Raw genomic sequence first — 14,055 nt, 5'->3', positions numbered from 1 at the left:
ATGCGGAAGCGACGTAGTTCCGTCAGCCACCGTTAGCCAAAGCTTGCTCCCTATACCGCGTCACGGCAGTGGCGAGCGTGTCGGCAACTTTTGCGCGCCATGTTTCGTCCAGCAACAGTTTTTCATCGTCCGGATTGGACAGGAAACCGAGCTCCAGAAGAACGGACGGCACATCATGGGCGCGCAGCACCTGAAAGCCTGCGTAGCGATGGGGATTATTGATGAGGCCGACCTGCCCTTCGAAGGATTTCACGATGTTTTCTGCCAGCGTCACGGAAAAGGCCTGCGTCTCACGCCGGGTCAAATCGAGCAGAATGTCGGCCACCTCCGGCCTTTCATGCTGCACGGCCACGCCCGCAATCTGGTCCGACAGGTTCTCGCGCTCGGCCAGAGCCTGCGCCATTCTGTCAGAGGCACGATCGGAAATCGTGTAGACCGTTGCCCCGCGAATGCCCTTTTGTTTCAATGTGTCGGCATGAACGGAAATGAAGAGATTGGCATTTTGCTGGCGGGCCAATGTCACACGCTCCGAGAGCGCCAGAAACGTATCATCATCTCTGGTGAGGAATGCTTTGACGCCCGCAATCTTGTTGAGGCGGTCGGCCAGTTGCTTGGCGAAGGTCAGCGTGATGACCTTTTCGTCCGTTCCAGAGACCGCACCCTTGGCACCTGCATCGATTCCGCCGTGGCCCGCATCCACGGCGATGACGAACTCGGACTGACGGGAGGTTTTTGGCATAACATCCGTCGTTACCGAGGCAGTCGTTGCGGGTGCAAGAGCCTGCCAACTCTGATTCTTCAACAGATCGGCGAATTTCTGCTTCGTCGCCATTTCCGTATCCAGCACGAACCGGAAAGTCTTGCCGCCGTCATCCGACTTGCTTTCAGCAATCACCACCTGCGCAGGCTTCTTTGCTGTCAGCACGAGGCGCGCACTCCCCTCACCCATGCTGCCGAAGCGGATATCGCTGAAAAGCCCGGTCGGGGCGAGATCGCTGGTTGGAAAGGAAAAGCCAACGGCTGGAAAATCAACGACGATGCGCGCTGGCGAATCCAGATAGTGGACCTCGAATTCAGGTTCCTGATTGAACTCCATGACGATGCGCGTGCGAGCTTCATCGCCGATAATGCGTGCTTTGGTCGCGACGAGCGTCGGTGCCTGTTCATTGGCATGGCTCATTTCAAAGCCCGCCAGCACAGCCAGCAACGCCAAGGCGAAAATGCGGCTGATTCGTGCAATCGAAATCCAAATTTGTGACACGTTCATGCCGTCGATCGATGTTTTGATGGTCGCCAAGGTCGTTTCCGTATTTATCGTCTTTTAACAGAACAAGCTGCGCGTTTCAGCCAAATTCCGTCATTTCTACCCGACAGAATGGCCTGATTTGCACTGCCGCGCAACAATCGCAGCCCTTGGTGAAGCAATTCTTAATTGCGAAATTCCACCAATGATATGGCATATTTAGCCACCCTATTGCTATTATGACGGATAAAACATACAACGTGAATGAGGGTTAAAAGTGTTGACGGGATAGATGCCCGCCGGCTGCCAATCGACAAAGACGCTGGCGCTGTAAATTCGGGCAATCATCTGCCGTCGCTGCATTTTTCTCCTGAAACTGGATCAATTCCGGCCGTGGCTGGAACAATACCCGGTGGCATGCCACCGCGCGCTCGAAGAGAGCATTTTCATCGGACCTTACGGGGTCTATTTATTAAAGTCGTTCTCGCTTGGCCAATGATGTCGTTGCAGCAGCTTTCAAATCAACCGGATACCAAGAGCAGGCATCATGCTTTGCCAGTTATCCGGATGCTGCCAGTTAACAGACGCCGGGCAAGAAACTTCATTTCCGGCACACCCTTGAAAATAGATGAAAGGCCTGTCCTCGCGGCGGGCCTGCTCTCGTATATGACAAGGCTGCGCCGAGGAGCACAGCTTACATGGCAGACAAAATGCTTATCGACGCGTCCCATGAAGAGGAGACGCGCGTTGTTGTAGTCCGTGGAAATCGAATTGAAGAATTCGATTTCGAGTCGGAACACAAGAAACAAATTCGTGGCAATATCTATCTTGCCAAAGTCACCCGCGTGGAGCCTTCTCTCCAGGCAGCTTTCGTGGATTACGGCGGCAATCGCCACGGCTTTCTCGCCTTTGCAGAAATCCATCCTGACTATTATCAGATCCCTCTGGCAGACCGGCAGGCCCTTCTAAGAGCCGAAGCTGAAGATCACCGTCGCAACGACGACTTCGAGTCCGCCAATGACGCGCCAAACGAGCCAACATCGTCGGCGGTCGATCTCTCGCAGGTCGATCAACCCGATATCGGTATCGTTGCGGCAACAGCAGCGGAAACGACCGTTGAAGAAGCCGTAACCACTGAAACTGCGGTAGAACCGGTGGAAACCGAAGTCGAGGCTGTCGAAGCCGTGGCTGAGGACGTTCCAGCCGAAGACGAAAAGCCGAAGAAGCGCGTTCGTCGTCCCCGCACGAAGAAAAAGACAGACGATGTTTCCGCCGATGCAGCCGCTTCTGACGAGAGCTCGGAAGACGATGGCAGCAAGGGCGGCGAAATGGCTGCCATGGTCGACACCGATACGATTTCGGAAGAAGTCGAAGGCCTTGGACGTCGCGATAATGATGACGACGACGATGATGACGATCATCACGAAAAGGAAGTCATCGAATCCGTCGGTGCCGAAGATGCGATGGAAGAAGTTCCAGACCGCGTTTCACGCAAGCCACGCAAGCAGTACCGCATTCAGGAAGTGATCAAGCGCCGCCAGATTCTTCTGGTACAGGTTGCCAAGGAAGAACGTGGCAACAAGGGTGCCGCGCTGACGACATACCTGTCGCTCGCGGGTCGTTATTCCGTTCTGATGCCGAACACGGCGCGTGGCGGCGGTATTTCCCGCAAGATCACCCAGCCGACGGACCGCAAGCGTCTGAAGGAAATCGCACGCGATCTGGAAGTGCCGCAGGGTATGGGCGTGATCCTTCGTACCGCCGGTGCCAACCGCACCCGCGTCGAAATCAAGCGCGACTTCGAATATCTGATGCGCCTGTGGGAAAACGTTCGCACGCTGACGCTGAACTCCACGGCACCTTGCCTCGTTTACGAAGAGGGATCGCTGATCAAGCGTTCGATCCGCGATCTCTACAACAAGGACATCAGCGAAATCATCGTGTCCGGCGAAGAAGGCTATCGTGAAGCGAAAGACTTCATGAAAATGCTGATGCCGAGCCATGCAAAGGTGGTTCAGCCTTACCGCGACATTCACCCGATATTCTCGCGTTCGGGCATCGAAGCCCAGCTCGACCGTATGTTGCAGCCTCAGGTGACGTTGAAGTCCGGTGGCTACCTCATCATCAACCAGACAGAAGCGCTGGTTGCCATCGACGTGAACTCCGGTCGTTCGACCCGCGAACACTCCATCGAAGAAACCGCTGTTCAGACAAACCTGGAAGCCGCCGAAGAAGTGGCACGCCAGCTGCGTCTTCGCGACCTTGCCGGTCTCGTCGTCGTCGACTTCATCGACATGGAAGAGAAGCGCAACAACCGCTCCGTCGAAAAGAAGCTCAAGGATTGCCTGAAGAACGACCGCGCCCGCATTCAGGTCGGCCGTATCTCGCATTTCGGCCTTCTGGAAATGTCGCGTCAGCGCATTCGCGCATCCGTTCTGGAATCCACGACCCAGGTCTGCTCACATTGCGGCGGCACGGGCCATGTTCGCTCCGAATCCTCCATCGCGCTGCATGTTCTGCGCGGCGTGGAAGAATATCTGCTGCGCAACACCACGCATAACATTACCGTTCGTTGCACACCTGACACGGCGCTCTATCTGCTCAACCACAAGCGCGCGACGATTGTCGATTATGAAGCCCGCTTCGGCGTTGCCATCATCATCGCAGCCGATGAGAGCGTTGGTGCACAGCACTTCGCGATCGATCGCGGTGAGCCGGTCGAAAATCCGGTCAAGATCGAAAGCCTCATCCAGATGCTTCCTGATTTCGAGGAAGAGGAAGATGACATCATCATCGAAGCCGATGAGGAAGAAGATGAGGAAGAAGTCGTTGTAAAGGCCGAGAAGACCGAAGCTCGTCCCGCACAGGCCGATACCGGTGAAGATGGCAAACGCAAGCGCAAGCGTCGTCGTCGTCGTCGGGGTAAGAACGGCGGCCAGAACGGCGCCGAGGCAAACGGTGATACGGAAGACGATACATCGTCTGACGATCAGGATGATGATGCAGAAGCAGATTCCGATGAAGAGACATCAACCTCGACACCGGAAACAGGCGACAGCACGACATCCGACGATGGCAAGCGTAAGCGCCGTCGCCGTGGCAAACGTGGCGGACGTCGCAATCGCGATGAAAACGGCAACATCATCGAAGAGGATGGCTCCGAGCCTGAAACATCCGAGGGTGTTGAAGATGGCGCTGCTGCCGCTGCGATAGAGGGTGTCGAAGAACCCGCTGTTGTCGAAGCAGTTGAAGCCGAAGCACCGACGCCGACCGTGGAAGAAACGGAAAAGCCGAAGAAGCCACGCCGGACCCGCAAGGCCAAGGAAACAGTGACGGAGGAACCCGTAGCACCCGCTGCTGCTGTTCCGACCCAGCCTGCCGCTCCTGCCCCTGTTGAAACGGTAGAGCCCGTCGTCGTTGAAGTAACCGTCGCAGACGTTGCGGTCGAAGAAGCTGGCGAAGCCTCTGCCGATCTCGGAAACGACGCAGCTGAAACGACTAAGCCTGCCCGTGCCAACCGCGGTGACAAAGTGTCATCGTCGGAGCCCGTCGTCACCTCCCCATCCGGCGAAGATGCCGAAGGCGGCGATCAGTCCAAGCCCCGCAAGGGCGGCTGGTGGCAAAGACGCGGCTTCTTCTAAGAAGCTGTCGTTGATGTGAATATATAATGAGAGGCTCCGTTAGCGGGGCCTCTTTTGTTTGGAGTGGTCTTGCCTGGCATCACTTGGAATGCAACGCAGTGCAAACATATGGGTAAGTAGGTCAATGCCTGAGAACCGCGATCCGATTATAACCATTCGTCGTATTCTAAAGGTCAATCACGCAGGCGAGTTCGGCGCGATTCGAATTTACGGTGCCCAGATATCGGTCGCTCGTTTTCTTTACCCCGACATCGTGCCCAAACTTGAAGACATGCGCGTTGACGAAATCGATCACTGTCGTTTGTTTCGTGAAGAAATGCCGATACGAGCGGCTAAACCTTGCCGTATCATGTCGCTCTGGAGCCTTGGTGGCTACGTGCTGGGTCTGGCGACCGCACTTTGTGGGCGCAACGTCGTGTGGATATGTACAGAAGCCGTCGAGAGTACGGTACACAGGCATTTGGAAGATCAACTGACGTTTCTCAAAACCCGCGATCACGGGCTACACGCTCTCATCACCTCAATACAGGAACAGGAGCTGGCGCATTTGCGGGAAGCGGAAAATAACCAGAACGCACAGGGGATTCCACATGCCATCATTTTTCCCATCATCAGCAGACTCGTCGATCTCATGATCTGGCTGTCCACATGGGGCGATTCCAGCTGGATGCGCGCCGAGATGGCGAAGGACAGAAACACCATAAGGCGCTGTCTCAAATCCGCCTCAAGCGGCACAAACTGAAAAGCCGCGTCGTTTCCAACACGGCTTTAAAATTCTAATCTTATCGGCTCATGAGCCGCTCACTCGTCGCGATATACCTTTTCGCGGCGCTCGTGACGTTCCTGGGCTTCGATGGACAAAGTTGCGATTGGGCGGGCGTCCAGTCTTTTGATGCCGATCGGCTCGCCTGTCTCTTCACAGTAGCCGTATGTGCCTTCGTCGATCCGCTGGAGCGCTGCATCGATTTTCGAGATCAGCTTTCTCTGGCGGTCGCGCGCGCGAAGCTCGATGGCGCGGTCTGTCTCGGATGATGCCCTGTCGGCAAGATCCGGATGATTGGCGCTTTCTTCCGCGAGATGACCCAGCGTCTCGCGCGCTTCTCTCAGAATGTCGTTCCTCCAGCCGACCAGCTTCGCCCTGAAATAGGCCTTCTGGTTGGCATTCATGAACTCATCGCTTTCCGAGAGCACATAATTGCTAAGATCGATCTTCTCACTCACGCGATTCTCCTCGAAGAACATCTCATATGGCGCGGGTATACTCCAATGCCATACGCCCATTCAAGTCCGCAAAACAGTTTTTAGGCATTTTTAAATCTGTCACAAAATTCACCTAAATGGTTATTTTTTATGCTTTATTCCCGAATCACGGATTATTTCTTCAATCACGTTATAAGAACTTGGTTATACAGGGCTCCACTTGCGGTGCCGCCGCCTGTTCCTGTAAAGCTTGCCAACGATGTTTACACCTGCATGGGATGCTCCGGAAATGCCAGTGCTCCAACCTCCACCCTTCCGGATCTATCTGATTCGACATGCACGCGCGGCTTGGCCGGCTGGCAGTGAGCGGGACTTCGACAGGCGTCTGGATGACGTGGGCTATGCTGAGATCGAAGTTGTCGGCGCGCGTGCAGCGGACAGGGGCTATCTCCCCGATGTCGTATTGAGCTCGACAGCAACGCGTTGCCGCGAAACGGCGCAGTCGGTACGGCGCGCGTTCAACGACGCCTTCGACATCATCTATGTCGATGAGATGTACAACGCCCAGCCGGAAACCTATCAGGCATTGATCGCTGCGCAATCACCAAGCCATTCCGTCATGCTGATTGGCCATAACCCGACGCTGGATGCTGTTGCGGAGGCATTTCTAGGACAGCGGAAAATGGAAAGCCTGTTGCCATCCGGCTTTCCCACCGCGGGCCTTGCCGTCCTGGAGGCAAAGGTGGACGGCAATGGTAACGTCGCCGAATGGCAGATGCTCGAATTCCTCAGCCCATAAGGCCGGACGTCGCCCAATGAAAACTTTCCATGGCCCGCTTCTTTTTTAAGCAGACGTCAGACCTATATATTTTCATGAAACGAAATATTTTGTGGGAAACGTTCATTGTCGCCATCCCTTACGTCTGTCACCGATAGCGCATTGATTGCCATAGACAATCTCACAGATCGCGCCAGCGCCTTGACCAACCCGACTCTACGGCTGGGCGTAACCGGGCTTTCGCGCGCGGGCAAAACGGTCTTCATCTCTTCATTGGTTCACAATCTGCTGAATGGCGGCCGCCTTCCTCTTTTCGAGGCGCTTCGCTCCGGCAGAGTATCCAACGTGCGGCTGGAACCGCAGCCGGATGATGCGATTCCGCGCTTTCAGTACGAAGACCATATTCAGGCGCTGGTGCGCGACCGCATCTGGCCGGATTCAACGCGTGCCATATCCGAATTGCGCATCACGCTGGATTACCAGAGCGCCAGCGGCTGGGGCCGGTGGTTTTCCTCCGGTCGTCTCGCCATCGATATCGTTGATTACCCCGGCGAATGGCTGCTTGATCTTCCGCTTCTGACGCAGGACTACAAAACCTTCAGCGATAATACGCTTTCGCTTGCCACCCAGGGCGTGCGCGCAGAGCTTGCGCGTGAATGGCTCGAAATCGCCACCTCCGTGGATATTGACGGCCCAGGCAACGAGATGACGGCGCGACGTCTGGCGGAAAGTTTTGCTGCCTATCTACGCGCCTGTAAATCCGATGAGCGCTCGCTTTCCACTTTGCCACCCGGTCGCTTCCTGATGCCGGGTGATCTGGACGGCTCACCTGCCCTCACCTTCTCGCCCTTGCCTGTTACGAGCGACGTCAAAGCACCGAAGGGCTCGCTTAGAGCAATGATGGAGCGGCGTTACGAAGCCTATAAGTCCATCGTCGTGAAACCGTTTTTCCGCGAGCATTTTGCGCGGCTGGATCGCCAGATCGTGCTGATCGATGCGCTGCAAGCCGTCAATCGCGGCCCAGAGGCGGTGCAGGACCTTGAGCGGGCGCTGGGTGACGTTCTGGCGTGTTTCCGACCAGGCAAGAACAGCTTGCTGTCGTCTCTGGTGCGCCGTCGCATCGACAAGGTGCTGGTTGCTGCAACGAAGGCAGACCATCTACACCACGAAAGCCATGATCGCCTTGAAAGCCTGACGAGACGCCTCGTGGACCGCGCCATCACCACCATCGGCATGAGCGGTGCGGGCATCGAGGTCATGGCGCTGGCCTCCGTGCGTGCCACCAAAGAGGCCAGCGTCCGCCAGGATGGCCACTCGCTTCCCGTCATCGTCGGAACGCCGATTGCGGGTGAGAAGATCAATGGTGAAATCTTCGATGGCAATCGCACGACCGCCATTTTCCCCGGTGACCTGCCGGAAGACCCGGAACCCTTGTTTCGTGCACTGGATGCCGAAGGTCACAAGGCTGACCTGCCAGATGTGAACGTCGTCCGTTTCCGTCCACCCAAGCTGGAAGAAACAAGCGGCGGCATCAAGCTGTCCGTTCCGCACATCCGGCTGGACCGCGCCATGCAGTTTCTGTTTGGAGATAAACTCGCATGAAAGACGACATCAGCACGCCCAACCGACGCCCAGCGGCCTTTACGCTGGAAAGCGAACCATCGCCCACTCAGCAAACTGATATCAAGCGATCACCGCGTAGATTCGACGCGGATATTTCGATGACGCCGGATGAGGAAGACCCGTTTCTGGCTCCAGAAGAAATCGACAAGGCTGCGCTGCCCGTCGCGGCTCCGCGCAAACGCCGGTTTTCCTTCGGCAAACTGGCGATAGGCGCTGTTGGTGTACTGTTCTCGCTTGCCTTCGGACTTTGGGCCGACCAGCTCATTCGCGATCTGTTTTCACGCTCGGACTGGCTGGGTTATACGGCCAGCGTCGCGCTTGCGATCGCCGTTTTTGCGGTTTTTGCGCTGGTGGCACGGGAGGCCATCGGCATCATGCGGTTGAACGCCGTCCAGTCGCTGAAATCAGATGCGGAAAAAGCGGCGCTGGAGAAGAAATCTTCCGCTGCGCGGGCCGTCATCGTGCGACTGAACGCCGTGCTCTCGCACCGGGCTGAAACCGCAAAGGGTCGTGCCGCGCTGAAAGATACGGAAAACGATGTGATCGACGGTCCGCACCTCATCGAGCTTGCGGAGCGCGAGCTGTTGAGCCCGCTTGACCGTCAGGCGCGCGCGCTGATCATGAATTCCTCCAAGCGCGTCTCGGTCGTTACCGCCGTCAGCCCACGTGCCGTCGTCGATCTTGCCTATGTCCTGTTTGAGGTCACAAGACTGGTGCGCACCATGGCAGAACTCTACGGCGGTCGGCCTGGTACACTTGGCATGCTGCGGCTGTTGCGAGATGTCATTGCGCATCTGGCTGTCACAGGGTCGATTGCGGTGGGTGATGGGCTCGCCCAGCAGGTGCTGGGCCACGGCATTGCGTCTCGGCTTTCGGCGCGGCTGGGTGAAGGCGTCATCAACGGTTTGATGACGGCGCGAATCGGCATCGCGGCCATGGATCTATGCCGTCCGCTGCCCTTCAGAGCGTTGAAACGGCCCGGCATCAGCGACTTCGTCTCCGACCTCACACCTGATTTGACGAGCCGTAAAACTGATGAGAAGCCCTGAAACATAGGACTTCCCCATGTCAAAAGGTTACGATCGGCTAAGCTAATCTCGGCCAAATAAACCAAGCATTAACCATTCGCGACATAGATTGACCCTACACAAAGCGACCATTTCGCCAGGGAAAGTATCATGTATTCGCGCTTCTTTTCGCTACTGGGCGGACTTGCCGCCGTTATGTCCGTCAGCGGCGGACTTGCAGTTTCCGACGTTCAGGCCGCTTCTCGCGATGACGTCTTCTTTGGCTCCGTTGCTGGCGTATGGTCTGGTCCAGGCGAAATCGTGGCCGGAAAATACAAGGGCACGAAATTCACCTGCGACCTTACCGGCGAACCGCTGGGCGACAAGGAAACCGGCATCAAGCTGGGCGGCACCTGCCGCGTTGGCGTGTTCAAGCAACCAATGTCCGCCGTCATCGCCAAGAAGGGCAACAGCTATGAGGGCAAGTTCCTCGATGGCTCCGAGGGCAAGGGACTGGATATCGTATCCGGTCAGGTTAGCGGCGATAAGGTCGTCGTCGGCATCAATCGCGCCAAGCTGAACGGTGCAATGGTGGCCCGCGTCACCAACAATACCTCGATGAACATCACCATTTCCGTCAAGGTTGCGGATCAGATGGTTCCGGTCATCGGCCTGACGCTGGCGCGCAATGTCGATCAGATGGCAGTTGGATCGATCAAGCCGTAAGGCTTCCCTACAAAATCATTCGCTTGAGAACGGGAGTGTCCACCACTCCCGTTTTTTGTTTGCGATCCGGATGCCTGTATTGTCGGCTTCTTCCAACCAGTCGGCAACCTGCCTGCCATTGACCACCATCTGCGGTGCGATGTCAGCCAGTGGCATCAGTACGAAAGCCCGCTCCGTCATGCGTGGGTGCGGAATTTCGACGCGCTCGGTCTGGATCGTTTCCTGACCGTATGTCAGCACATCAATGTCGATGGTGCGCGGCCCCCAGCGCTCGCGGCGCACCCGCTTCATGCCGCGTTCGATATCCAGGCAAAGGTCGAGCAGCCCCTCTGCCGCAAGCGAGGTTTCGACAATTGCGCAGCAATTGAAGAAATCGGCTTGATCCATCTTTCCCCATGGCGGTGTGCTGTAAAGCCGAGAGACAGCCAACAGGCGACAATTCTCGTGATTTGCAAAGCTGTTGAGCGCCTGCGCCATCGAAGCGGGCGGATCGCCGATATTGCCACCCAAACCCAGCGCCGCAAGGGTCATGCCATCAGCCATGCTGTTCGACGCTCACCTGTGCGTAGTCGAGAATACCCGGTACGGGTGCCGATGGTTTGCGCACGGTGATCTTGACCCGCACGATTTGTGGATAACGTTTGCGCAGTGCGGTTGCGATGTCGTTCGCCAAGGCCTCGATCAGATAGCGACGCTGGCCGACGACGATCTTCTCGATCACCGCAAAGGCCACGCCATAATCAACGGTGTTTTCGATGTTATCCGTTTCCAGCGCGTTTCCGGCTTCGACGTCCATTTCCGCATCTACGAAAAACCGCTGACCCAGCGCTTCCTCCTGCTCCAGCAGGCCATGACGGGCGAAAAACGAACAGTTCTTCAACACTATCGTATACAGGCTCATGATCGCCCTTCCCCATTATTTTTCTTTTGTCTCAGAACGGCGTCGGCAATGGCCAGAGCGTCTTTGGTCATCGCCACATTGTGTACACGAAAAACGATCGCTCCCGCTAGACGAAGTATTGCAGTGGTAGCGGCAGTTCCGACGTCGCGGTCTTCCGCCTCATCGTGCTCCGTCAGAGCGCCGATAAAACGCTTGCGCGACGTTCCCGCCAGAATAGGCAGGCCGAAGCGGGAAAGCTCATCGAAACGCGACATCAGCAGAACATTTTCATCCGTGTCCTTGGCAAAACCAAAGCCGGGATCAAGCATAATGGCATTGCGGGAAATACCGGCATCTTTCGCGATGTCGAGCGAGCGGTTGAGAAAGGCAAACTGGTCATCAATGACATCTGGTAGTTTTTGCCGCTCGCGCCCGGTATGCATAATGCAAACCCCTGCCCCGGTTTTGGCAACCACGTCTGCCATCCCGGCATCTTTTTGAAGGCCGTAAACATCATTGACGATATGGGCACCCGCCTCCACGGCCAGCTTTGCCGTCGACGCGCGGTAAGTGTCAACAGATATCAAGGCGTCCGTCGCAGCAGACAGTCTCTCGATAATTGGCAGGACTCGGTCCTGCTCTTCCTGCTCGCTCACGACAGCCGCACCCGGCCGGGTCGATTCGCCGCCTATATCGATGATATTGGCACCGCCCTCTATGCAGGAAAAAGCATGCGAGACGGCCTGATCGGCAGCCAGATACCGTCCGCCGTCGGAAAACGAGTCCGGTGTGGCGTTGACGATAGCCATAATAAGGCCATCCCCATCAAGTTTCAGGGAACGCCGATGCGCGACTTGCCACACATTGTCACTGGCTGTTATCACGTAACATCACGCCTTTTCCGGAATAACGGAGTGCCCGCTATTTATATCGTCTTTACTCCGCCTGCACCACAGACCTTAAAACCGGAACCGATTTTGGCAGAGCCTTGTGCGCATAGTGGAAGCATTGGCTCTATGGCGCAATCACCTTTCAAGTTCAACTGGAAGGCCGGCAAATGAAGCACCTCTCCCGCATGCTTTGCGCCGTGATAGCAGGTGCTCTTTTGCTGTCAGTACCACTCAATGCCAGCGCCGAAACCGTGCTGAGCAAATCCTTCTCTTATTTCAAGGTCGGTGGACGCACGGCTGAAGATCTGGATCGCGAGCTTTCCCACCACGGGCCGATGACAAAATCCACTGGCGCGCGTCATCCGGGTGCCACCGAAATCAAGTTTGGTGGCGAGTTGACCTATGTCGAACAGAATGGAAAATGCGGGGTAGGAACCGTCAAGGTGACGTTGAACACGAAAATTCTGTTACCCAGATGGACGAACCGTCGTCGGACCAGCGCAGAGCTTGGCCTGATCTGGGATACTTTGTCCGCCGATATCAAACGTCACGAGGAGCGGCATGCGGAGATCGCCCGCACCTATGCGCGCACTCTGGAAAAGCGATTGCAATCCCTTCGCCCGCAGGCGGAATGTGAGGAAATGCAGGCGCTTGTCACCAAGACCACACAGGCTGTGATGGCCGCGCATGACAAGGACCAATTTCGTTTCGACGTCGTGGAATCGAAGAATTTCGATGCCCGTATGACCCGCTTGCTGAAATACCGCATTCAGCAGAACACATCAAACAGGTGATGTGCCCTCACTAACGCCATGTCGCGTAAGCCAGGGCCGTTCGTCGGATAATGATCATTGAGTTCTAGTCGTGGATGGAGTGCCGCGACTCGCGTATCATCGCATGTGGAAATACCCGAGACCCATGCAGTGTGCTTGAGTTCCCTTGTCGGCTCTCCCCCGGCGCGTCTAGAACCGCAGACGTTTCCTCCGTCGCCTGCTGGTGATGTGCCCACCTCGCCTCGCTTGTTCCGCAAAACGGAAGGCGAGGCTTTTTGTGGCTGAGAAGAGCTGACTGGTGCCGATCAGCCCTGACGTTCCGGTACGTGTACGACCAAACCATCCAGCGCATCCGACATCTTGATCTGACAGGAAAGCCGCGATGTGGGGCGAACATCGAAGGCGAAATCCAGCATGTCCTCTTCCATGGGTTCGGGCGGGCCGACCCGCTCCGACCATGCGTCATCGACATAGACATGACAGGTCGCGCAGGCACAGGCACCACCGCATTCGGCGTCGATACCAGGGATGGAACTGCGGACAGCAACTTCCATGACTGTGGAGCCGTTGCTCACATCAAGCTCATGCTGCGTGCCGTCGAAGGCAACGATGGTCAGTTTTGTCATGTCAGGCAATCCAGGAACGTGTTGAGAATGTTTCTAAACAAATAGAAAGACCGGCCCCGCTTGGCAACCCGTGAATGCGGTTGCCAAGCGAAACCGGCCTGAAAAGATTTGTGCAGATAAGACTAGCGGCAGAGCTTCAGAATGAAATTCTCAGCTTCGATAACCGTCGTCGCTACCTTGGAAAGGGCTGCCACATCACGACTGCCATTTTCAATGGCTTCGGCTGCCGCCGCCACCTGAAAAGCGCCCACGGCATCTGCGGAACCCTTGAGACGATGCGCGACGCCCTTCATCTCAATTTCGTTGACAGAGGCGAGGTCGTGCAGCAAGGTACGCGCATTGCGTGTGAAAAGCTGGAGGATTTCGATCTCCAGTTCCTTGTCACCCATGGTCTGGCGCGCCAGATGGGCGAAGTCTATGGGCTTGCTGCTCATCTGCGATGCACCGCCGAAATTGTCTGGGGCATCAAATGCTATACTCACCGCTGCCATTTTGAAAGTTTCCTCGGTTGGGTCATGTTTCTTGTTTTGAGGCACATATGTGCTGCTTCTAAGCAGATAAGCCTAGGATGAGATGAAAATGGGGCACGGGAACCGTGGAAATCTTCCGCTATGGTTAATTTATGGTAAGCTTATATGAAACAAGGCGTTTGGCCTGCTGCCAGAGTT

The 14,055-nt window shown here is 56.2% G+C and carries 14 protein-coding genes; 7 read left to right on the top strand and 7 right to left on the bottom strand.

Going from position 1 to position 14,055, the window contains the following annotated elements; translation table 11 throughout:
• Window positions 1-22 precede the first annotated feature (22 nt).
• Window positions 23-1,180 (bottom strand): N-acetylmuramoyl-L-alanine amidase, encoded by a 1,158-nt coding sequence (locus tag DSM25558_RS00300; RefSeq protein WP_244554088.1) that lies wholly within the window; start codon window positions 1,178-1,180, stop codon window positions 23-25.
• Between the two features lie 761 nt (window positions 1,181-1,941).
• On the opposite strand from DSM25558_RS00300, the gene DSM25558_RS00290 reads away from it, so the two are divergent.
• Window positions 1,942-4,884, top strand: coding sequence for an Rne/Rng family ribonuclease (locus tag DSM25558_RS00290; RefSeq protein WP_077100692.1), 2,943 nt, complete (start codon window positions 1,942-1,944; stop codon window positions 4,882-4,884).
• A gap of 124 nt (window positions 4,885-5,008) precedes the next feature.
• Window positions 5,009-5,626 (top strand): demethoxyubiquinone hydroxylase family protein, encoded by a 618-nt coding sequence (locus DSM25558_RS00285; protein ID WP_083716252.1) that lies wholly within the window; start codon window positions 5,009-5,011, stop codon window positions 5,624-5,626.
• Between the two features lie 59 nt (window positions 5,627-5,685).
• On the opposite strand, the gene dksA is transcribed toward DSM25558_RS00285, so the two are convergent.
• Entirely contained in the window at window positions 5,686-6,105 is a 420-nt protein-coding gene (gene dksA / locus DSM25558_RS00280) for an RNA polymerase-binding protein DksA (protein ID WP_067644141.1), read from the bottom strand.
• A 268-nt stretch (window positions 6,106-6,373) separates the two neighbouring features.
• On the opposite strand from dksA, the gene DSM25558_RS00275 reads away from it, so the two are divergent.
• From DSM25558_RS00275 to DSM25558_RS00260, 4 genes are all read left to right on the top strand, one after another.
• Window positions 6,374-6,883, top strand: a complete 510-nt coding sequence (locus tag DSM25558_RS00275) for a SixA phosphatase family protein (RefSeq protein WP_077100688.1) — start codon at window positions 6,374-6,376, stop codon at window positions 6,881-6,883.
• A 105-nt stretch (window positions 6,884-6,988) separates the two neighbouring features.
• Window positions 6,989-8,464 carry a YcjX family GTP-binding protein gene (locus DSM25558_RS00270; protein WP_077100686.1) on the top strand — a complete coding sequence of 492 codons (1,476 nt, stop codon included), beginning with the start codon at window positions 6,989-6,991 and terminating at the stop codon, window positions 8,462-8,464.
• On the top strand, window positions 8,461-9,534 hold the full coding sequence (locus DSM25558_RS00265; RefSeq protein ID WP_077100684.1) for a YcjF family protein: 1,074 nt from the start codon (window positions 8,461-8,463) through the stop codon (window positions 9,532-9,534). The genes DSM25558_RS00270 and DSM25558_RS00265 overlap by 4 nt, the downstream gene beginning before the upstream one ends.
• A 129-nt stretch (window positions 9,535-9,663) precedes the next feature.
• Window positions 9,664-10,218, top strand: a complete 555-nt coding sequence (locus tag DSM25558_RS00260) for a hypothetical protein (RefSeq protein WP_077100682.1) — start codon at window positions 9,664-9,666, stop codon at window positions 10,216-10,218.
• Window positions 10,219-10,233: 15 nt separating this feature from the next.
• Here DSM25558_RS00260 and folK read toward each other — a convergent pair whose 3' ends face one another.
• From folK to folP, 3 genes are read right to left on the bottom strand one after another with little or no spacing between them, the layout of a single operon-like run.
• The gene (gene folK / locus DSM25558_RS00255; protein WP_077101406.1) at window positions 10,234-10,749 is read right to left on the bottom strand and encodes a 2-amino-4-hydroxy-6-hydroxymethyldihydropteridine diphosphokinase; all 516 of its coding nucleotides are present in this window, start codon (window positions 10,747-10,749) and stop codon (window positions 10,234-10,236) included.
• Window positions 10,750-10,753: 4 nt separating this feature from the next.
• The gene (gene folB, locus DSM25558_RS00250) at window positions 10,754-11,119 is read right to left on the bottom strand and encodes a dihydroneopterin aldolase (protein ID WP_077100680.1); all 366 of its coding nucleotides are present in this window, start codon (window positions 11,117-11,119) and stop codon (window positions 10,754-10,756) included.
• Window positions 11,116-11,907: a dihydropteroate synthase gene (gene folP / locus DSM25558_RS00245; protein ID WP_083716251.1), complete on the bottom strand. Its 792-nt coding sequence runs from the start codon at window positions 11,905-11,907 to the stop codon at window positions 11,116-11,118. The genes folB and folP overlap by 4 nt, the downstream gene beginning before the upstream one ends.
• A gap of 248 nt (window positions 11,908-12,155) precedes the next feature.
• On the opposite strand from folP, the gene DSM25558_RS00240 reads away from it, so the two are divergent.
• The gene (locus DSM25558_RS00240) at window positions 12,156-12,782 is read left to right on the top strand and encodes a DUF922 domain-containing Zn-dependent protease (RefSeq protein WP_077100676.1); all 627 of its coding nucleotides are present in this window, start codon (window positions 12,156-12,158) and stop codon (window positions 12,780-12,782) included.
• A 284-nt stretch (window positions 12,783-13,066) separates the two neighbouring features.
• On the opposite strand, the gene DSM25558_RS00235 is transcribed toward DSM25558_RS00240, so the two are convergent.
• Both DSM25558_RS00235 and DSM25558_RS00230 read right to left on the bottom strand, forming a co-directional pair.
• Window positions 13,067-13,387: a 2Fe-2S iron-sulfur cluster-binding protein gene (locus DSM25558_RS00235; RefSeq protein ID WP_077100674.1), complete on the bottom strand. Its 321-nt coding sequence runs from the start codon at window positions 13,385-13,387 to the stop codon at window positions 13,067-13,069.
• Between the two features lie 122 nt (window positions 13,388-13,509).
• Window positions 13,510-13,878 carry an Hpt domain-containing protein gene (locus DSM25558_RS00230; RefSeq protein ID WP_077100672.1) on the bottom strand — a complete coding sequence of 123 codons (369 nt, stop codon included), beginning with the start codon at window positions 13,876-13,878 and terminating at the stop codon, window positions 13,510-13,512.
• Between the last annotated feature and the right edge of the window lie 177 nt (window positions 13,879-14,055).

The organism is Agrobacterium sp. DSM 25558 (assembly GCF_900100825.1).
Taxonomy (GTDB): domain Bacteria; phylum Pseudomonadota; class Alphaproteobacteria; order Rhizobiales; family Rhizobiaceae; genus Agrobacterium.
This window is presented reverse-complemented; position numbering and strand designations above follow the sequence as displayed.